Raw genomic sequence first — 20,015 nt, forward strand, 5'->3', positions numbered from 1 at the left:
CGTTCAGGCCGGGGGCAGGATCAGATTCCCGTCATCACCACGAACCACGGGCCCGTGAGCAAGCACGGCAGAGAGCGGAAGATCGGCATAGATGTGCGGAAACAGCGCGCCGCCACGCGAGACTTCCCACTTCACCGCATCGCCCAGCACGCCGAGGTCTACCACGGCAATAGCGAGGCCGGTCTGTCCGGCGAAGTGCTTGTCCAGCGTTTCCTGCGCCTGATCGGCGGTCGACATATGGATGTAACCGTCCGCCAGATCGACAGGCGCGCCGGTGAAGACCCCGTCGGAGAGCAGCCGTTCAAGCTGCTCCCCGTTCAGAATCTTGTAGGCGACGGTATCGCTCACTCTTCGTCTTCCGAAGAATCACTGTCTTCGGCAGTGTCGGCTTGCGGCGTATCGCCTTCGGTGGCGTCAGGCGCGGTCTGGGCGGCTGCAGCGCCATCGGCCGAAGGTGCCTCGCCCTCCAGCACTTCTTCTTCAGCCGGCTCATCAAGCCGCACGGCGCTGACGACGTGCTCGTCACCCGATACGTTGAACAGGCGCACGCCCGCCGAACCGCGCCCGATCACGCGCAGTGATTCGAGCGGCAGGCGGATAAGCTTTGCCTGATCCGTCACCAGCATGAGTTGGTCGGCACGGGTGGCCGGGAAGCTGGCGACGACCAGACCGTTGCGGCCGATATTGTCGATATTGGTGATGCCCTGGCCGCCGCGGCCCGTACGGCGGTATTCGTAAGCGGAGGACATCTTGCCGTAACCATTGGCACAGACGGTGAGGATGAACTGCTCCTTCTCGGCGAGATACGCGAAACGCTCCTCGTCGATCGGGTTTTCACCGTCCTTGTCACCCTTCCACGGCGCGAAGCGCAGGTAGGCATCGCGCTCGTCCTGGTCCTTCATGCCGACGCGGTGAAGGATCGAAAGCGAGATTACCTCGTCGCCGTCCTTCAGGGTCATCGCCTTGACGCCGGTGGACGTGCGGCTCGCGAATTCGCGAACGAGTTCACCGGCAAAGCGGATCGCCTTGCCCTGGCGGCTTGCCAGCAGCACGTCGTCCGAATGCGCGAGAAGGGCGACCCCGATCAGGCGGTCATCGTTCGGCGTGCCATCGGCGTCGGGTTCGAACTTCATCGCGAACTTGCCGTTCGACGGGATGTTCGCGAAGGCGTCCATGGAGTTACGGCGAACATTGCCCTTCGCGGTCGCGAATACGACCGAGAGCTTGCTCCACTCCTTCTCATCTTCCGGCAATGGCAGGACGGTCTGGATCGTCTCGTCCTTGTCCAGCGACGGCAGGAGGTTGACGATGGGGCGGCCGCGCGTGGTCGGGCCGCCTTCGGGCAGCTTGTAGACCTTGAGGCGGTAGACCTTGCCGGCGGTGGAGAAGAACAGCACAGGATTGTGAGTCGACGTGACGAACATCGTCGTCACGACATCCTCGTCCTTCGTGGACATGCCTGCACGGCCCTTGCCGCCGCGCGCTTGGGCGCGGAAGGTCGAGAGCGGGGTACGCTTGATGTAACCGTCCATCGTGACGGTTACGACCATTTCCTCGCGCTCGATCAGGTCCTCGTCCTCGATGCCGTCGGCGGCACCGGTGATCTGCGAGACGCGGGGCGTGGCATAGAGTTCGCGAACCGCGGTCAGTTCGCCGCGCATGACGCCGTAGAGCTTCACGCGGTCGGCGAGGATCGAGAGATATTCCTCGATCGCGGCGGCCAGGATCTTGAGCTCGTCACCGATCTCGTCGCGGCCGAGCGCGGTGAGGCGGTGCAGGCGCAAGTCGAGGATGGCCTTCACCTGGACTTCGGACAAGCGATAGGAGCCGCCATCCTGTTCCGCGTCGGGCTCGATCGCCTCGACGAGGCGGATGTAGGGCGCAATGTCCCCGATCGGCCATTCCTTCGCAAGCAGGCGCGCACGCGCTTCGGCCGGGTTCGGGGCACTGCGGATCATCACCACGACTTCGTCGAGGTTCGACACCGCAACGACAAGGCCGAGCAAGATATGCGCCCGGTCACGCGCCTTGTTCAGTTCGAACTTGGTGCGCCGGGTGATGACCTCTTCGCGGAACTGGATGAAGGCGTGGATGATGTCGCGAAGGTTGAAGACTTCGGGACGTCCGCCGCGGATCGCCAGCATGTTGGCCGCGAAGTTCGACTGTGCGGGCGTATTGCGCCAGATCTGGTTGAGCACGACTTCGGGGGTCGCGTCGCGCTTCAGTTCGACGACGACGCGCATGCCTTCGCGGTTCGATTCGTCGCGGATGTCCGAGATGCCCTCGATCCGCTTGTCCTTGGCGGCCTCGGCGATCTTCTCGACGAGGTTGGACTTGCCGACCTGATAGGGGATCGAGGTGAGCACGATCGAGCGACGGTCGCCCCGGCCTTCTTCGATTTCGTGACGGCAACGCATGATGACCGAGCCGCGGCCCGTGAGGTAAGCGTTGCGAGCGCCGCCCTGGCCCAGGATCAGCGGTGCGGTCGGGAAATCCGGCCCGGGAATGATCTGGATCAGTTCCTCGGTGGTGATCCCCGGATTGTCGATCATGGCAAGGCAGCCATCGACGACTTCGCCGAGGTTGTGCGGCGGGATGTTGGTCGCCATGCCGACCGCGATGCCGCCCGCGCCGTTGACCAGCAGGTTCGGGAAGCGCGCCGGAAGCACGGTGGGCTCGCTTTCGGAGCCGTCGTAGTTGTCGGCGAAATCGACGGTATTCTTGTCGATGTCCGAGAGAAGCTCGTTCGCCACCTTGTCGAGGCGCGCTTCGGTGTAACGCATGGCGGCCGGCGGATCGGGATCCATCGAGCCGAAGTTGCCCTGACCATCGACCAGCGGCAGTCGCATCGACCACGGCTGCGTCATGCGCGCCAGCGCGTCGTAGATCGCGCTGTCGCCATGGGGGTGATACTTACCCATGACGTCACCGACGATACGGCTCGACTTGCGATAAGGACGACCGGCGACGTAGCCCGCTTCCTGGCAGGCGTAGAGGATACGGCGATGCACCGGCTTCAGACCGTCGCGAACGTCGGGCAGGGCGCGGCTCACGATCACGCTCATCGCGTAATCGAGATAGCTCGTCTTCATCTCATCGACGATGTCGATGCGGGTGTATTCGCCTTCGGGACCGATATGCTCGGGGCCGTTAATGTCGGTGTCGTCGCTCACGCGCTGGATCGTTCGTTGCTGCGGGACAAAGGGTGATGGATCGCCCTAGGACATGCGCGGGGGGAAAGCCACCTGAACAGGTGCCACCGCGCCAAGGAGGCGCTCTTTTTCCACACTTATGGGGCGAGTTGGTCTTGCGAGGCGCAGGGAACCGTTCGGGCTGCGACGAATTGCATTCAATCAGCGTTCAGTGGCGGCCTTCTAATCGCCGGGCGAGGTTGCCAAGCGTTCAATTCGACGCCAAACCGGCACTGCAATTTTTACGGAGTCCCGCTTTCGGGCGCGCCTCCACGTGTCTTGATGAGGAGTAGGCCTGGATGGCTCGCAAGTTCCTGATTTCCCGTGTTGCCCTGGCTGTGGCCATGACTGGCGGAATGGCCGCCGCGGTTGCTCCCGTGGCTGCTGTCGCCAAGGAAAAGGCGCCTGCCAAGGCGACGTTCTCGAAGGAATACGCCGCCGTCGCCGCTCCGGTGGACAAGGCTATTGCCGACGCCCAGGCAAATCCCGCAGTGAAGGCCGCCTCGGACAAGGCCAAGGCCGCGCAGACGGATGCCGAGAAGGCTGCCGCGCGCGCCGAAGTGGACGCGGCCATGGGCGGTATCCTGGCGCAGCTCCAGACGGCGGGCGCAGCCGCGCAGCAGCCGATCGACAAGCTCAAGCAGGGCGAGATGACGCGCAATGTCGGCGTTCTGATGAATGACCCCGCCTTGCAGCACAAGGGTCTCGTCATGATGCTCGACAGCGGCCAGACCAGCCCGGAAACGCTGGGTCAGGTCCAGTATCTTGCCGGCGTCACCGCTTATCAGAGCGCGCAGTACGACGTTGCCGCACGCTATCTCCAGCAGTCCTTCGACGCGGGTTACCGTGACCAGCAGAACATGATCCAGCCGCTGCTGGCGGATTCCTACAAGCGTTCGAACAACCCGCAGGCGGCTCTGGCCATGGTCCAGAAGGAGCTTGAGGCGGCGAAGGCAAACGGCACCAAGCCGAACGAAAGCTCGATCCGTAGCGCGCTCCAGGCCTCCTACGACGCCAAGCAACTTGCGCCGTCGACCGAATATGCCGCCATGCTGGCGCAGTACTACCCCAGCGTGGCGTCGTGGAATATCTCGATCTCGATCGTGCGCCAGCTTGCCTCGCTCCAGAACCAGGAAAACATCGACCTGATGCGCCTGATGTTCGCGACGGGCTCGATGAAGGACAAGCGGGACTACTTCGAATATATCCAGAACGTCGATCCGCGCGCGTTCCCGGGCGAAGCCGTCAAGGTCATGGACCAGGGCCTTGCGAAGGGTCTTCTGACCCAGGCCGAGGTCGGCCAGGACCGTGCCAACAGCGCTGGCCGCGTTGCTGCGGACAAGGCATCGCTTCCGGCCGCCGAACGCGACGCTCTCAAGCCTGCCGCAACGGCCGCCTCCGTGACCGGCTCGGCGGACGTCTTCCTGAGCTACGAGCAGTACGCGAAGGCCGAAGAACTTTACAAGGTCGCGCTCGGCAAGCCCGGCGTCGATGCCAACAAGGCGAATCTCCGCCTCGGCATGGCTCAGGCCATGCAGGGCAAGGCCGCCGATGCGCAGGCCAGCCTCGCCAAGGTCACCGGCACGCGCGCACCGATCGCCAAGCTCTGGTCGGCTTATGCCGCTTCCAAGGCTACGCCGGCCTCGTAAGCCGACGTAACCTGGCCAAAAACACGAAAAGGGCGGCGGGAATAACCCGCCGCCCTTTTCTTTTGCCGTTTCCCGAAGGGTCAGGAAATCGGTGCGAATTTTCCGCTGGCGTCATCCATCAGATGAAGCTGCCCGTCTGAGATCGCGAAGAACGCGCCGCGCAGCTTGAGTTCACCGGTCTTCACCTTGTGGCGAACGCAGGGGAACGTCATCAGATTGTCGATGCTGACGCGCACCGCGGCCTGCTCCATCTGGCGTTCGGCCGGGCGTCCGGTCGTGCCGAATTGCGCGGCGACGGGAGCGCGGGCCTCATCCAGCATCGAAATCCAGTCAGCGATGAAACCGCCTTGTCCCGGCTCGGCGCCGTGGAGCTCCTGCGTGAGCGCCGCCTTGCAGCCGCCGCACATGCCGTGGCCCATGACCACGATTTCCTTCACCTTCAGCACCTGTACCGCGAATTCAAGAGCAGCGGAAACACCGTGGTGGCCGGGCGTGGTCTCGAAGGGCGGAACGAGCGCCGCAACATTGCGGACCACGAAGATTTCGCCCGGATCGACGTCGAAGATCTGCGAAGGGTCAACGCGGCTGTCGGAACAGGCCACGATCATCACTTCGGGTTGCTGCCCCTCGCTGAGACGCTCCCAACGCTCTCGGTGGGGGCTCCACCCGCTGTTGCGGAACCGGCGATAGCCGTCGATCAGGGTATCGAGGACGCGTTGTTCTGATTGCGGGGCGTTGGAATCTGTCATGGGTTGCCTCCATTGAAACGCACGCAACCCATAGAGCGGATATTCGCACTGGCAAGCAGGCAAGCTTGCGACTATCTGGACGCCATGAACGACCTTTCCTCCGTGCCGAGCCCCGAGCAGAAGCCCGAACGTCAGCGCAAGCCTGACTGGATCCGCGTCAAGGCGCCGACCAGCAAGGGTTATGGCGAAACGCGCCAGCTCATGCGGGATCTCAAGCTCAACACGGTCTGCGAAGAAGCGGCCTGCCCGAACATCGGCGAATGCTGGACGAAGAAGCACGCCACGGTGATGATTCTGGGCGACACCTGCACACGCGCCTGCGCGTTCTGCAATGTGAAGACCGGAATGCCCGGCCGCGTGGACCCTTCCGAACCGGAACATGTCGCCGAACTGGCGCTCAAGACGGGTCTTGAGCACATCGTCATCACCTCGGTCGACCGGGACGACCTGCCCGATGGCGGCGCCCACCAGTTCGTGAAGGTGATCCAGGCCCTGCGCGCCGCGACTCCGTCGACCACGATCGAAATTCTCACGCCCGATTTCCGCGGCAAGATGCGCCGCGCGATCGAGGCGATCGTGGCGGCCGGCCCCGACGTCTACAACCACAACCTCGAGACCGTGCCCCGCCTTTATCCCACCATCCGCCCCGGCGCCCGTTACTATGCGTCACTGCGCCTGCTGGAAGAGGTCAAGGCCCACGATCCGAAGATCTTCACCAAGTCCGGCGTGATGCTGGGCTTGGGCGAGGAGCGCCTCGAAGTCCACCAGGTCATGGATGACATGCGCTGCGCCGATATCGATTTCCTGACCATGGGTCAGTACCTGCGTCCCACGCCGAAGCACGCCGAGGTCAAGGAATTCGTGACCCCCAAGGCGTTCGATGCCTATGGCGCCATCGCCCGTGCGAAGGGTTTCCTGCAGGTCGCATCCTCGCCGCTGACGCGTTCGAGCTATCATGCCGGCAAGGATTTCGCCGAAATGCGCGCCGCCCGCGAAGCGCAACTGGCCAAGACCGCGCTGACAAAGACGCCGCGCTGAGCCGAAAGACGTTACTGTGCCCGGAATCCACGAAACCCAGCGCTTGCCCTACAGCGCCGAGCAGATGTTCGACCTCGTAGCCGATGTCGGCCGTTATCAGGAATTCCTGCCCTGGGTGGTCGCCACCCGGGTGAAGTCCGACACCGGAACCGAAATGGTCGCGGACATGCTGGTCGGCTTCAAGGCCCTGCGCGAAAAGTTCACCTCGCGCGTCGAGAAGGTTCGCGCGCGCGAGATCAAGGTCCACTATGTCGACGGGCCGATGAAGGACCTGCACAACCACTGGACGTTCCATCCGGTCGATGCGCATAGCTGCGATATCGAATTCGACGTGCGCTTCAGCTTCCGCAACGCCCTGTTCGAGAAGCTGGCAGGCCAGTATTTCGACAAGGCCTTCCGCAAGATGGTGGCCGCCTTCGAAACCCGCGCCCACGAACTTTACGGCGAACCGGTCTGACCGGACAGGCATCGTCCCGGAGCGATCCGGGACGATGAACGCTCAGTCCGCGTAGGCGGGCAACTCGGTTCCAGGCAGCAGCAGTTCCAGCGCGACCACTGCCGCGTGGTGGCGGATTTCAGCGCGGTTCGCACCTTCGATCAGCTTCTGTTCGGCATGGACCTCTTCCTCGCCGCGATGCGCGCGGGCGAAGACCACGGTTCCCACCGGCTTGAGTTCGCTGCCGCCTTCGGGCCCGGCAATGCCGCTGATCGCGACCGCCACGTCGGCATTGCTGTGCGTGATCGCCCCTTGCGCCATCGCCCATGCCGTAGCCGGTGAAACCGCGCCAAGCGTGTCGATGATATCCGACGCGACCCCCAGCATCTCCTGCTTCGATTCGTTCGAATAGGTCACGAATCCGCGGTCGAGCACGGCGGAGGAGCCGGCCACTTCGGTCAGCGCGGCGCAGACGAGGCCACCCGTGCAGCTCTCGGCCAGTGCGACCTTGCGGCCGATCGCCTTGTTTTCGGCGATCACGCGCACGGCGAGATCGTAGAGGTCCTGCGGGAATAGGATGTTGCCAGACATGTCAGTCCTTGCAGAGAGTGAAGCCGCCGAGCTTCGCCTTGCCGGGCGCCACTTCGTCAGCCTTCGAGGTGACTTCGATGAGCAGCGCGATGAGGCCGGCGGTGTTTTCGGGCGGGAGAGGGGAGAGCAGGTCGAGCGCGAGATCGACCTTGTCGCAGGATTTCAGCGGAAGACCCTGCGAGACCATCCCCTCGACAGTGATGTCGACGAGCGGACGAAGCGATTCGTCGGGAAGATTGCGCGCGAACTGGCCGACTTGCGCATCCTTGCCTTCGCCCAGCTTTAGGAAGGCGATCTTGGCTTCAGGCCAGTAACGACTTTTCTGCGCCGTATAGCGGGCGACGAGTTCGGCGCCGTGATTGCGCAGGTAGGAATCGCTGGGCAAGACCTGGGCGCACCGTTTGCTGGTGCCGGAAATGACCTGGGGAAGGGCATAGCCGAACAGGGATCGCGCCTCGACCTTGGTCAGGCAGGCGGACTGCTGGGCACTTGCCACGCCGGGCAGGATCGCGAGCGCGGACACCGCGGCTAAAGTGAGCATCTTGCGGAAAGCAGGCATCGTAGGCTCCTTAAATCCTGACCAGGCTGACCGCAGCCTGGCAGGCGATTCCCTCTGCCCTGCCAGTGAAACCCAGCTTCTCGGTCGTGGTTGCCTTCACGCTGACAAGGGAGGGATCGGCGCCGAGGATTTCGGCGAGGCGAGCCCGCATGGCTTCGCGGTGCGGGCCGATCTTGGGCGCTTCGCAGATGATCGTCACGTCCGCATTGCCAAGCGCATAGCCGGCCTCGGCCACGAGCTTCGCGGCATGTGCCAGGAACCGGTCGGATGCAGCGCCCTTCCACTGGGGGTCGCTGGGCGGGAAGTGCTGGCCGATGTCGCCCTTGCCCACGGCGCCGAGTAAAGCGTCGACCAGCGCGTGGATGGCGACATCGGCATCGCTATGGCCGGATAGTCCGTGGGTATGGGCGATCTTCACGCCGCAAAGCCAGAGTTCCTCGCCTTCTTCCAGACGGTGGACGTCATAACCGGTGCCGACGCGGATCGGCGGCAGGGCGCCGGCGAAGTCCGCGGCATATGTCAGCTTGTGCAAGGCTTCGTCTCCTTCGACGAGCGCGATACCCATGCCGGACGCCTGCGCCACCTGCGCGTCGTCTCCGGCGGTGGTCGGCCCGTCCCATGCGCGGTGGGCGGCGAGGATTTCGGGGAAGCGGAAGGCCTGAGGGGTCTGTACGCGGCGAAGATCCTCGCGGCGGGCAGGGGCGCCCATCATCTGCCAAACCTCGCCGGGCTCGGCGTGAGCGAGGCTGTCCACGACGGTCAGCACGGGAATCGCCGCCTCATGAACCGCCAGGGCATCCATCAGCCTGTCGATCACGGGGCCAGGGAGAATCGGCCGGGCCGCGTCGTGGATCAGAACCCGGTCGGGATGGCTGCTCACAAGCACTTCGAGCCCGAGTCTGACCGATTTCTGCCGGGTTTCGCCGCCGTTCGCCAACTGGACACCGGGGATGCCGGCCAGCGCTTCGGCGGCGATTTCCTCGGCGCCCTGGGGGATCACGACGAGAATCGGCGAAACCCCCGCGCGGGCCAGCGCTTCGGCCGAATGGCGAACCACCGGCTTGCCGCGCCAGAGCGCAAATTGCTTGGGAACAGGCTGGCCTGCGCGCAGTCCTTTGCCTGCAGCCACCACGATAGCGGCTGTGCGGGGATGTTCGGCGGGACGCGGGAGCGTTTCTGACAGGTCTTGCGACATTGTCGTTGCCGGTAATCGCTTGCCGAGGCGAGGGCAATCCACTATGCGCTGCCTGTTTTTTAGGCACTATACGTTTTTTAGGCAATTCCGGGCTCGCGCAATGAACACACTGCCTACTCCTCCGGCTCTGAAGCCGATCGAAGTCGGTCCCGTGACGATCGACTGTCCGGTCGTGCTCGCCCCGATGACGGGCGTTTCCGATTTGCCGTTCCGCCGCATGGTGCGCGGATTCGGGTCAGGTCTGAACGTCACCGAGATGATCGCCAGCCCGGCCGCCATCCGTGAGACGCGCGTTTCGCTTCAGAAGGCCATGTGGGACCAGATCGAGGATCCGGTTTCGATGCAGCTCGTCGGCTGCGAGCCGGAACAGATGGCCGAAGCCGCCAAACTCGTCGAGGATCGGGGCGCCGCCATCATCGACATCAACATGGGCTGCCCGGTCCGCAAGGTCGTCAACGGCGATGCCGGATCGGCGCTCATGCGCGACATTCCTCTCGCAACCCGGCTGATCGAAGCCACGGTCAAGGCCGTGAAGGTTCCCGTCACCGTGAAGATGCGCATGGGCTGGTGCCATGACAGTCTCAACGCCCCCGAACTCGCGCGGATCGCCGAGGATCTCGGTGCGAAGATGATCACCGTCCACGGCCGCACCCGCAACCAGATGTACAAGGGCTCGGCCGACTGGGCTTTCGTGCGCGGCGTGAAGGACGCGGTCTCGATCCCGGTCATCGTCAATGGCGATATCCTGAATATCGAGGATGCCGCCAGGGCGCTGGAACAGTCCGGTGCCGACGGCCTGATGATCGGTCGCGGCGCTTACGGCAAGCCGTGGATTCTCGCCAAAGTCATGCAGTGGTGGCGCGGCAACGGGCTTATGGAAGAGCCCGGTTTCGGCAAGCAGTACGAAATCATCCGCGAACACTACGAGGACATGCTCTCCCACTACGGCAGCGATACGGGCGTGAAGATGGCCCGCAAGCACCTGGGATGGTACATCAAGGGCATCAAGGGTTCGGCCGAGTTCCGCAACCGCATCAATTTCGTCAACGATCCTGACGAAGTGCTGCGTCTGCTAGCCGAATTCTATGCGCCTTACCGCGATCAGGGCAGCGAAACCGCATCGGCAGACCGTCAGGCTGCATGAGCCTCGCGCCGCACACGGCCTTGCCCGCGGCTTCGCGGCTTCTCGCAAGCCTTCCCCAGGCTGTCGTGCTGCTGGAACCGGGGCTGCGGATCGCATCGCTCAACCCCGCCGCCGAGCAGTTCTTCGGGCAATCGCTGCGCTTGCTGGTCGGTACGCCCTTGCGCGAGATCCTGACGTTTTCCGACCAGCTCCTGCTGGAGCGTCTCGACGATTATGAAACGCCGGTTTCGGCGCGCGAAGTCGTGGTCACGCTCAAGGGCAAGGGCGCACGAAGGATCGACATCAACGTCGCCCCAGTGGCCGATACGCCGGGCTGGCAGGTGCTTACGATCCATGACAACACCGCCACCGAGGCGCTGGGCGACGATTCCGGAGGCCCGGACAATGCAGTGCTGCGCGGGCCGGAAATCATGGCTCACGAGATCAAGAACCCTCTGGCCGGCATTCGCGGCGCGGCCCAGCTCCTTGCCCGCAAGATCGAGGACAAGGACCGCGCACTGACCGAGCTTATCACGCTCGAAGTCGATCGCATCGCCAATCTGATCGACCAGATGCAGAAGCTCAGCCGCCGCACGGCTCCGCCGGTCGAACCCTGCAACCTTCACGAAGCCGCGCGGCGCGCGATCAACGTGATGTCCGCCGCGCGCGGTGATGCGCCGGAGCGGGTGCGTCTTGTCGAGGAATTCGACCCTTCGCTGCCCGCCGTGCTCGGCAGCCCGGATGCGCTGGTGCAGGTCATCATCAACCTCGTGGCCAATGCTTCCGAGGCCTGCGCCGCCGAACAGGCGCCCCGCGTGACGATCCGCACGCGCTTCGCCAGCGGCCTCCAGCTCCACACCAGCGATTCCGGAGAGCCGGTGCGCCTGCCGGTGGAACTGCGCGTGTCGGACAATGGGCCGGGCGTGGAGCCGGCGATGCGCGATCATATCTTCGAGCCCTTCGTCACCACCAAGAAGTCTGGTCAGGGGCTGGGCCTTCCCCTCGTACGCAAGCTGGTGCGCGACATGAACGGACGCATCACGCACGAACGCGACGAGGAAGGCGGGTTCACCCATTTCCGTGTCCACTTGCCCCTGGCCCGCGAAACCCGCAGCCGCTCAACCAGAAGGAGGCCGGCTGCATGAGCGTGCTGCTCGTCGAGGACGACCTTTCGATCGCCATCGTCATTACCGCCGCGCTGGAGGCCGAGGGTTTCACCGTCGTCCATTGCCAGTCGATCGGCGAGCGGGACCGGCTGCTGGGCGAGGGCAGCTATCAGGCCCTCGTCACCGACGTCATGCTGCCTGACGGCGACGGAATCGAGACGATCGACCGGGTAAGGGCGCTGCATCCGGCGATGCCGATCGTCATCCTTTCGGCCCAGAACACCCTCGATACCGCCGTTCGCGCAACCGATACCGGGGCCTTCGAGTACTTCCCCAAGCCCTTCGATATCGACGAACTGGCCCGAACCGTGCGCCAGGCGGCAGGTGCAGGGCAGGGCAGCGCCCCCGAAGGCGACGAACCGCTGGGCGACGGCCTGCCGCTGGTCGGCCGCAGCCTTGCCATGCAAACGGTATTCCGCATGATCACGCGCGTCCTGCGCAACGATCTGACCGTGCTGATCCTTGGCGAATCCGGCACCGGCAAGGAACTGGTGGCGGAAGCGGTCCACAATCTCGGGCACCGCCGGGCAGGTCCGTTCATCGCCGTGAACACGGCGGCAATTCCGGCCGAGCTGATCGAGAGCGAGCTGTTCGGCCATGAAAAGGGCGCCTTTACCGGCGCGGTCGCCCGGCATGTCGGCAAGTTCGAGCAGGCAGCGGGCGGCACCCTGTTCCTCGACGAAATCGGCGACATGCCGATGCAGGCCCAGACCCGCCTGTTGCGGGCGCTCCAGTCGGGGACGGTGCGGCGTGTCGGCGGGCGGGACGAGATAAGGCTGGACGTGCGCATAATCGCTGCCACCAACAAGGATCTGGAGCCGGAGATCGCTGCCGGGCGCTTCCGCGAAGACCTGTACTACCGACTCAATGTCGTGCCGATCCATATGCCGCCGCTGCGCGACCGCCGGGACGACATCGAGGTACTGGCCCGCCATTTCCTCCAGCACGCCGCCAACGAGGGGCTGCCGCGCCGGCAGTTGACCGCCGAAGCGGCGGAACTGCTCAGCCGCCAGCCCTGGCGCGGCAATGTGCGCGAGCTCAAGAATTTCATCTACCGGCTTGCCCTGCTGGCACGCGAGGATGCGATCGATCCCGAGAGCATCCTGCCTTTGCTGGCCGCGGATACTTCGTCGGCGCCTGCTGACGTCAGCGAACCCGACGACATCGCGCAGGCGGTCAGCCGCTGGCTGGCTGCTACGCGCCCGGCGAACGGCACGATCTACGAAACGGCGGCAGCCGCATTCGAGCGTCCGCTTTTTGCGGAAGTGCTTAAAGAGACAGGCGGAAACCAGCTTCGTGCAGCCCAGGCACTCGGGATTAATCGCAACACCTTGCGCAAACGTCTTGGCGAGCTTGCACTCGACCCCGAGGACTTCACTCGTCGTTCCTGATCGGGCATTGATGGATTTGCTCTTGCAAACAGGCAACACCGGCGTTGTAACAGCGCAACGATGAGCGAGATCATGATCCACAAACGCGCCTGGCCACGATGGTGGCGGCGCATGCAGGTTGCAGCCCGCCGCGCGAACTTCTTCGCGATGATGGAAGTGCTCTCGATCGTCGCTTTCCTGGTGATGACCGGCATCACCTGGGTCGCGCTGAATTCGCGGGACAAGGGGCAATTGCTGCCCTCCAACCTCACGGCAACGCTGCTGGTCGGCACGCTGGTTCCGGCCATGGCCATCCTCGTGCTGCTGGGGCGCCGGATGGCACTGCGCCGCGCCGCCGAAAACATTGGCGGCACCGGCCAGATGCACGTCCGCCTGGTGTTCATCTTCTCGCTGATTTCGGCCGTTCCCACGCTGCTGGTGGTGGTTTTCGCGTCCTGGCTGTTCCAGTCCGGCGTCGAATTCTGGTTCTCGGACTCCTCGCGCGGGCTGCTGGAAAATGCGAACAAGCTGGCGCGCGGCTACTACGAGCAGACCCAGCGTGACGTCGGCTACGAATCCGCCGCCATGGCCAACGACACCCGCGTCACTCTCGGCGAATCGCCGGTTGCCAGCGCCTATTTCCAGCAGTTCTTCGCCAGCCAGGTGGTCCGCCGCAACCTGTCGGTAGCCGCGATCATCCAGGTCGCGAACGACGGTAGCCAGCGCACGCCGATCATCGTCGATCCCGAGGGGAAGACCGATGACAAGCGAATCACTCCCGAAGTCCAGGCCCGCCTCAACAAAGGGGAGCCGCTGGTCGTAACCTCGAACGCCGACCGGGTGGTGGCCGTCGTGCCGATCGAACGGGAGGCAGGCGTCTATCTTTATGCCGCCCGCAGTTCGGACCTGCTCGCACTCAGCCAGGGGCAGCGCGCCGAAAACGCGGAGAACATCGTCCAGGCCTACGAAGTGCTGACGAGCCGCGCCCGCGTACTCCAGCTGCGCTTCAACGTGGCTTTGTTCGTTGCGTCGCTGGCACTCGTCGGGCTTGCCGTATGGTTCGCGCTCCGCTTCGCCGACCGTCAGGTCAAGCCGCTCTACGAACTCGTCGATGCGGCTCGAAGGGTTGGCAGCGGCAACTTCGCCTTGCGGATCGAAGGCCGTACCGGCGCTGACGAGATCGGCCTGCTCAATCGCGCGTTCAACCGCATGACCGCGCAGATCGAAAAGCAGACCCAGGCTCTTTTGGGGGCCAACCGCCAGCTTCACGAACGCCGCGTGTTCATCGAAGCGGTGCTGGAATCGGTGACCTCGGGCATCATCTCGCTCGATACGGAAGGGCGCATCCTGCTGATGAACAGCACGGCGCAGAAGCTCCTGACCCAGCGCTCCGAACTGCCGGAAGACATGCCGCTTTCCGATCTGGCGCCGCAGTTTGCCGCCCTGATCGAGCAGGGTGGCTCTGGCGGGCTGGTCCAGTACAACCGCCACGGAGACCTGCTGACCTTCGCCGTCAAGGTGACGCGCGACGTGACCGGGCATGTCATCACGTTCGAGGACATCACCCGCCAGCTGCTCGACCAGCGCACGGCGGCATGGTCCGACGTGGCCCGCCGCATCGCCCACGAGATCAAGAACCCGCTCACGCCGATCCAGCTTGCCACCGAACGTCTCAGCCGGCGCTATCGCAAGCAGATCGTCGACAATCCCGAGCTATTCGAAGACCTTACGCGCACGATCATTCGCCAGGTGGGCGATCTTCGCAAGATGGTCGACGAGTTCTCCTCCTTCGCCCGCCTGCCGAAGCCGGTGTTCCGCGCCGAAGATCCGGTTGCGCTGACCCGGCAGGCACTGTTCCTCCAGGAAGTCGCAAGGCCGGATATCGCCTTCAGCTTCGCCGGCGATCCCGCCATCGGCTCGATCGACTGCGACCGGCACCAGTATGGCCAGGCGATGACCAACGTGCTGAAGAACGCGGTCGAGGCCATCGAGGCGAAGGCCAAGGATGCCCCGGCCGACTATCGCGGCGCAATCGCCGTCACCGTGGAGGCGCTGCCCGAGGCGATCCTCGTCCGCATTGCCGACAACGGCATCGGACTTTCGCAGGACCGCGAACGCATTATCGAACCTTACGTCACCACGCGAGAGAAGGGCACCGGCCTCGGTCTCGCCATCGTGAACAAGATCATCGAAGAGCATGGCGGCGAAATGCTGTTCCTGCCGACCGCCGGCGGCGGCACGACGGTAACCATGCGCTTCGCCACCGATCCGCTCGCCCATACACGCAAGCAGGAGGCCGCCGAATGATCCCGGCTTGCCGCACCCTGCCTGCCACTCCCATCCTCCTGACCAAGAAGACATTGCCATGGCTCTAGAAATCCTGATCGTGGACGACGAACGCGACATCCGCGAACTGGTGGCCGGCGTTCTCAGCGATGAAGGCTACGAATGCCGCACTGCGGGCGACAGCGGTTCCGCGCTTGACGCCATCGACGCCCGCCGTCCCTCGCTGGTCCTCCTCGACGTCTGGCTGCACGGCAGCCCTATGGACGGTCTGGAAGTGCTGGATGCGATCAAGGCGCGCGAACCGGAACTGCCGGTCATCATCTTCTCAGGTCATGGGAACATCGATACAGCCGTGGCCGCGATCAGCCGGGGCGCGGTGGACTTCATCGAAAAGCCGTTCGAGGCGGAGAAGCTGCTCCATCTCGTCGGCCGTGCCACCGAGACAGAGCGCCTGCGCCGCGAGAACGCGCAGCTTCGGCACGACTTCTCGATGGGTGAGGAGTTCACCGGGTCGAGCGGCTCGATCAATCAGGTCCGCGCCACCCTCAAGCGGGTGGCCAACACCGGAAGCCGCCTGCTCATCACCGGACCGGCCGGTTCGGGCAAGGAAGTGGCCGCGCGCCAGCTCCATGCCTGGAGCGCGCGGGCCGGGAACGCTTTCGTCAGCGTCAATTCCGCGCGGATCACGCCGGAACGCTTCGAGCAGGAACTGTTCGGGGAGGAAGCGGACGGCGCCCTGATCCGGCCGGGGCTTCTGGAAACAGCGGATGGCGGCACGCTCTATTTCGACGAAGTGGCCGACATGCCGCTGTCCACGCAGGCCCGCATCCTGAGGGTCCTGACCGATCAGGCGTTCGTCCGGGTTGGCGGCACCCGCCAGATTCGCGTCGATGTTCGGGTCGTATCCTCGACCTCGCGCGATCTGGAAAAGGAAATCGCCGAGCGGCGCTTCCGCGAAGACCTGTTCTATCGCCTCAACGTGGTGCCGGTAACGATCCCGGCCTTGCGGGAGCGGCGGGACGACATTCCCGCCCTGATCGACCATTTCTTCGCGCGCTATGCCAACGAGCAGGGGGTTCCCCCGCCGCAAGTCACCGGAGAGGCGATGACCGCGCTCCAGGCATATGAATGGCCCGGCAACGTGCGGCAACTGCGCAATGTGGTCGAGCGGACTGTCATCATGGCCCCGCGCGAGAAGCTGGCGCGGATCGATGCCGACATGCTGCCGCCGGAAATCTTCAACAGCCGCGGCGGCGGCGACGCCGGCGTCACGGTGATGATGAGCGCCCCCTTGCGCGAAGCACGGGAAAGCTTCGAGCGCGAGTACCTGCGTGTCCAGATCCGCCGATTTTCGGGCAATATCTCGAAGACCGCCTCCTTCATCGGCATGGAACGTTCGGCGCTCCACCGGAAACTGAAGCTCCTGGGCATGGCCGAGCGCCGCGAAGGGGAACACGAAAGCGAGGAACAGGCCTGAAGAACCGCAAGTTACCGCGATTTTTCAAGGCCACGGCATGGCCCGGACGCATCCTCCATCAAGTGTATCCGGGCACCTGTCACAAGAATGCTACATTTTTCGCGTTTACTGCATTGCAGCAAGTCGATAGATTTCGATTCGAGAACGGCATTGGGATTTTCCGGTGACCAGATCGCGGACCGCACAGCGGCCGCCAAAAAGAAGGAGAAAATGATATGGCCGGCCGTACGCTGACCGCGCGCCCGCGAACCACTCCCGCAGTGGAAGAACCCGAAGCGGCACCGTCGCCTTCCGGTTCGGTGGCTCCTCCCGTCACCGCCGGCACTTCGGCAGGGAAGGGGCAGAACCTCCAGGACCAGTTCCTGAACCTCCTGCGCAAGAACAAGACGCCCGTGACCATGTTCCTCGTGAAGGGCGTGAAGCTTCAGGGCATCGTCACCTGGTTCGACAACTTCTCCATCCTTCTTCGCCGCGACGGCCAGTCGCAGCTCGTCTACAAGCACGCCATCTCGACGATCATGCCCTCGACCCCGGTCGATGCGCGCCAGTTCGCGAGCGGCGCCGACAATGGAAAGAAGACCCGCGTCCTTCAGGACGTGTTCCTTTCCAGCATCCGCAACGCGGGCGTGCAGGTCACCATGTTCCTGATCAACGGCGTCATGCTGCAGGGCCGCGTGGCTGCCTATGATCTGTTCTGCATGCTGCTGGAGCGCGAAGGCTACGTCCAGCTTGCCTACAAGCATGCGGTTTCGACGATTCAGCCCGTGACTCCGGTCGATCTTCAGGCGCATGAAGAATCCGACGACTGAAACTTGCGGAAGCTGAACTGATTTGAACGAAGAACTCAAGGGCGAGGTCACGCGCGGTGCGCGTGCCCTCGTCGTTTATCCGCAGATGCGCGGCAGAGGGGATCTCGATCCCGAAGCGCGTCTCGAAGAGGCCAAGGGCCTCGCTCTGGCGATCGGGTTGATCGTGGCGGATGCCATGGCCATACCCATCCGGGAACCGCGCGCCGGAACGCTGTTCGGCGAAGGGCAGATCCAGAACATCGCAGTTGCCTGTGAACTGCACGAAGCGGAACTCATCATCGTCGATGGCTCGCTTTCGGCGATCCAGCAGCGCAATCTCGAAGAGAAGTTCAAGCGCAAGGTCATCGATCGTACCGGCCTGATCCTCGAAATCTTCGGCGAGCGTGCGGCGACGGCGGAAGGCCGTCTCCAGGTCGAACTGGCTCACCTGGACTATCAGGCAGGCCGTCTCGTACGCAGCTGGACCCACCTCGAACGCCAGCGCGGTGGCTTCGGCTTCCTGGGCGGTCCGGGCGAAACGCAGATCGAGGCCGACCGCCGCATGATCCGCGATCGCATGGCCCGCATCCGGCGCGAGCTGGAGCAGGTGCGCCGCACCCGCGGCCTTCACCGCGATCGCCGCGAAAAAGCACCATGGCCGGTCGTTGCGCTGGTGGGCTATACCAATGCGGGCAAGTCCACGCTGTTCAATTACCTGACCGGCGCGGGCGTGATGGCGCAGGACCTGCTGTTCGCCACGCTAGACCCGACAATGCGGGCGATCCGTCTACCGGCTGTCGAGAAGGCGATCCTGTCGGACACGGTGGGCTTCATTTCCGACCTTCCCACCCAGCTCGTCGCGGCCTTCCGCGCAACGCTGGAAGAAGTGAACGCGGCCGACATCATTCTCCACGTTCGCGACATCGCCAACCCGGATACCGAATCGCAGAAGCGCCAGGTGCTGGAAGTTCTGGCCGATCTCGGCGTGGCGACCGGGGAAGGGCAGGTCGAAGAGAGTGAGGAGGCCGCGCCCGCGATCCCGATCATCGAAGTCTGGAACAAGTGGGACCTGCTTGAGGCCACGCATGCCCAGGAACTGCGCGAAGCCATGGCCCAGCGTTCGGACGAGACCATCGTTCCGCTGTCCGCGCTTACCGGCATGGGCTGCGATTTCCTGCTCGAAACTGTCGGCAGGACGCTGACGGCTGACGCCAAGCTTTACAGCTTCGTGCTGCCGGCGGCCGATGGCCAGCGGCTCGCATTCCTACATGCACGGGGCGAAGTAGTGGCCGAAGAAGACGCGGGTGAGGGGCCTGAAGGTCCGATGCTCCGCCTCCAGGTCCGCCTTGCCGAGCGTGAACTAGGCCGTTTCAGCGCGCTCTGAAGCCTTTACCGCCTGCCAATAGGCTTCCTGTTCGTCGAGCGAGAGCTTGTCGAACAGGAAGCCGTCCCGATGGGCGAACGCTTCCATCGCCCGGAACCGACGCTCGAACTTGGCGTTGGCTGCGCGCAAGGCATCTTCCGGGGCGATGCCGTTGAGCCGCACCAGATTGACAGCGGCGAACAGCAGGTCGCCGGCTTCTTCAAGTTTCTCGGCCGGTGAGGCTTCCGCCAGTTCCGCCATTTCCTCATGCACCTTGTCGGCCGCGCCGCTTGGGTCGGGCCAGTCGAAGCCGACCCGCGCAGCTCGCTTCTGCAACTTTTCGGCACGCATGAGCGCGGGAAGCGATATCGCCACGCCATCGACAGCGCTGGTTTCACCCTTGGCCTTGCGCTCTTTCGCCTTCAGCTTTTCCCAACGCTCCGTCTGGGCATCTCCCGTGGCTTCGTCGGCAAAGATATGCGGGTGACGGGCTTCGAGCTTGTCGGAGATCGCGGCGGCCACATCGCCGAAAGCAAAATGCCCGTCTTCCTCGGCCATGCGGGCATGGAAAACGACCTGAAGCAGCAGATCGCCCAGTTCATCACGCAGATCGGCCAGATCCTGCCGAGCAATGGCATCGGCAACCTCGTAGGCTTCCTCGATGGTATAGGGCGCGATGGTTTCAAAACTCTGCGCGACATCCCATTCGCAACCGGACACGGGATCGCGAAGCCGCGCCATGATCGAGAGGAGCCGGTCAAGCTGCTGATGGCGAGTTTCTGTCATTTTCCCCGAGCGCATATGCAAGATTGATAATAGAGATTATGTTAAACCATGCGCCGCTGAGCGCGGTGTCACGGCTTTATCCTGAAGCCCGTCACCTGGATCAGCAGGACAAACCCGATGATGATCACGGCCCAGATCAACGCCATCTTGAGCATCCTGCTCTGAGGCAAGGATCGAAAACGGGAATTGCTCGTAACGAGAATGAGCGCCCCGATCACCGAGATGATGCCGACGATCATTCCTGTCTG

The 20,015-nt window shown here is 63.9% G+C and carries 18 protein-coding genes; 10 read left to right on the top strand and 8 right to left on the bottom strand.

What is annotated here, in order from left to right:
- Window positions 1-3: 3 nt before the first annotated feature.
- Both ACXJ16_RS04905 and gyrA read right to left on the bottom strand, forming a co-directional pair.
- Complete coding sequence (locus ACXJ16_RS04905; RefSeq protein ID WP_324695294.1) at window positions 4-348, bottom strand: DUF952 domain-containing protein; 345 nt, start codon at window positions 346-348, stop codon at window positions 4-6.
- On the bottom strand, window positions 345-3,173 hold the full coding sequence (gyrA, locus tag ACXJ16_RS04910; RefSeq protein ID WP_324695291.1) for a DNA gyrase subunit A: 2,829 nt from the start codon (window positions 3,171-3,173) through the stop codon (window positions 345-347). The genes ACXJ16_RS04905 and gyrA overlap by 4 nt, the downstream gene beginning before the upstream one ends.
- Window positions 3,174-3,490: 317 nt before the next feature.
- On the opposite strand from gyrA, the gene ACXJ16_RS04915 reads away from it, so the two are divergent.
- The gene (locus ACXJ16_RS04915; protein WP_324695289.1) at window positions 3,491-4,840 is read left to right on the top strand and encodes a hypothetical protein; all 1,350 of its coding nucleotides are present in this window, start codon (window positions 3,491-3,493) and stop codon (window positions 4,838-4,840) included.
- A gap of 80 nt (window positions 4,841-4,920) precedes the next feature.
- Here the strand turns inward: ACXJ16_RS04915 and ACXJ16_RS04920 are convergent, their stop codons facing one another.
- On the bottom strand, window positions 4,921-5,589 hold the full coding sequence (locus ACXJ16_RS04920; RefSeq protein WP_054437788.1) for a carbonic anhydrase: 669 nt from the start codon (window positions 5,587-5,589) through the stop codon (window positions 4,921-4,923).
- A gap of 84 nt (window positions 5,590-5,673) precedes the next feature.
- Between ACXJ16_RS04920 and lipA the strand changes: the two genes are divergently transcribed.
- Both lipA and ACXJ16_RS04930 read left to right on the top strand, forming a co-directional pair.
- Complete coding sequence (lipA, locus tag ACXJ16_RS04925; protein ID WP_463921758.1) at window positions 5,674-6,627, top strand: lipoyl synthase; 954 nt, start codon at window positions 5,674-5,676, stop codon at window positions 6,625-6,627.
- A 16-nt stretch (window positions 6,628-6,643) separates the two neighbouring features.
- The gene (locus ACXJ16_RS04930; protein ID WP_054437784.1) at window positions 6,644-7,084 is read left to right on the top strand and encodes a type II toxin-antitoxin system RatA family toxin; all 441 of its coding nucleotides are present in this window, start codon (window positions 6,644-6,646) and stop codon (window positions 7,082-7,084) included.
- A gap of 42 nt (window positions 7,085-7,126) precedes the next feature.
- Here ACXJ16_RS04930 and ACXJ16_RS04935 read toward each other — a convergent pair whose 3' ends face one another.
- Genes ACXJ16_RS04935 through ACXJ16_RS04945 form a run of 3 tightly spaced genes read right to left on the bottom strand, consistent with a single transcriptional unit; the run spans window position 7,127 to window position 9,408 of the window.
- The gene (locus ACXJ16_RS04935) at window positions 7,127-7,654 is read right to left on the bottom strand and encodes a CinA family protein (protein WP_132469772.1); all 528 of its coding nucleotides are present in this window, start codon (window positions 7,652-7,654) and stop codon (window positions 7,127-7,129) included.
- A gap of 1 nt (window position 7,655) precedes the next feature.
- Window positions 7,656-8,213: a hypothetical protein gene (locus tag ACXJ16_RS04940; protein ID WP_324695285.1), complete on the bottom strand. Its 558-nt coding sequence runs from the start codon at window positions 8,211-8,213 to the stop codon at window positions 7,656-7,658.
- A gap of 10 nt (window positions 8,214-8,223) precedes the next feature.
- Window positions 8,224-9,408, bottom strand: a complete 1,185-nt coding sequence (locus ACXJ16_RS04945) for a bifunctional 2-C-methyl-D-erythritol 4-phosphate cytidylyltransferase/2-C-methyl-D-erythritol 2,4-cyclodiphosphate synthase (protein WP_324695283.1) — start codon at window positions 9,406-9,408, stop codon at window positions 8,224-8,226.
- A gap of 100 nt (window positions 9,409-9,508) precedes the next feature.
- Here ACXJ16_RS04945 and dusB point away from each other — a divergent pair, with 100 nt between their 5' ends.
- The 7 genes from dusB (at window position 9,509) to hflX (ending at window position 19,002) form a co-directional block, all read left to right on the top strand.
- Window positions 9,509-10,552 (top strand): tRNA dihydrouridine synthase DusB, encoded by a 1,044-nt coding sequence (dusB, locus tag ACXJ16_RS04950; RefSeq protein WP_463921509.1) that lies wholly within the window; start codon window positions 9,509-9,511, stop codon window positions 10,550-10,552.
- The gene (locus ACXJ16_RS04955) at window positions 10,549-11,676 is read left to right on the top strand and encodes a two-component system sensor histidine kinase NtrB (protein WP_185997386.1); all 1,128 of its coding nucleotides are present in this window, start codon (window positions 10,549-10,551) and stop codon (window positions 11,674-11,676) included. The genes dusB and ACXJ16_RS04955 overlap by 4 nt, the downstream gene beginning before the upstream one ends.
- Window positions 11,673-13,088, top strand: coding sequence for a sigma-54-dependent transcriptional regulator (locus ACXJ16_RS04960; protein WP_185997387.1), 1,416 nt, complete (start codon window positions 11,673-11,675; stop codon window positions 13,086-13,088). Before ACXJ16_RS04955 ends, ACXJ16_RS04960 begins: the two co-directional genes overlap by 4 nt.
- A 111-nt stretch (window positions 13,089-13,199) precedes the next feature.
- The gene (locus ACXJ16_RS04965) at window positions 13,200-15,374 is read left to right on the top strand and encodes a sensor histidine kinase (protein ID WP_324699051.1); all 2,175 of its coding nucleotides are present in this window, start codon (window positions 13,200-13,202) and stop codon (window positions 15,372-15,374) included.
- A gap of 58 nt (window positions 15,375-15,432) precedes the next feature.
- A complete protein-coding gene (gene ntrX / locus ACXJ16_RS04970; protein WP_132469775.1) occupies window positions 15,433-16,830 on the top strand; it encodes a nitrogen assimilation response regulator NtrX in 1,398 nt (465 codons plus the stop codon).
- 215 nt (window positions 16,831-17,045) lie between these two features.
- Entirely contained in the window at window positions 17,046-17,639 is a 594-nt protein-coding gene (gene hfq / locus ACXJ16_RS04975) for an RNA chaperone Hfq (protein ID WP_132469776.1), read from the top strand.
- A gap of 22 nt (window positions 17,640-17,661) precedes the next feature.
- A complete protein-coding gene (gene hflX, locus ACXJ16_RS04980; protein WP_185997390.1) occupies window positions 17,662-19,002 on the top strand; it encodes a GTPase HflX in 1,341 nt (446 codons plus the stop codon).
- Here hflX and mazG read toward each other — a convergent pair.
- Together mazG and ACXJ16_RS04990 are read right to left on the bottom strand one after the other, a co-directional pair.
- A complete protein-coding gene (gene mazG, locus ACXJ16_RS04985; RefSeq protein WP_324695272.1) occupies window positions 18,979-19,767 on the bottom strand; it encodes a nucleoside triphosphate pyrophosphohydrolase in 789 nt (262 codons plus the stop codon). The two genes, hflX and mazG, sit on opposite strands and share 24 nt — an antisense overlap.
- A 68-nt stretch (window positions 19,768-19,835) precedes the next feature.
- Window positions 19,836-20,006, bottom strand: a complete 171-nt coding sequence (locus ACXJ16_RS04990) for a hypothetical protein (protein WP_324695270.1) — start codon at window positions 20,004-20,006, stop codon at window positions 19,836-19,838.
- Window positions 20,007-20,015 lie beyond the last annotated feature (9 nt).

This window comes from Novosphingobium sp. TK71 (assembly GCF_055361505.1).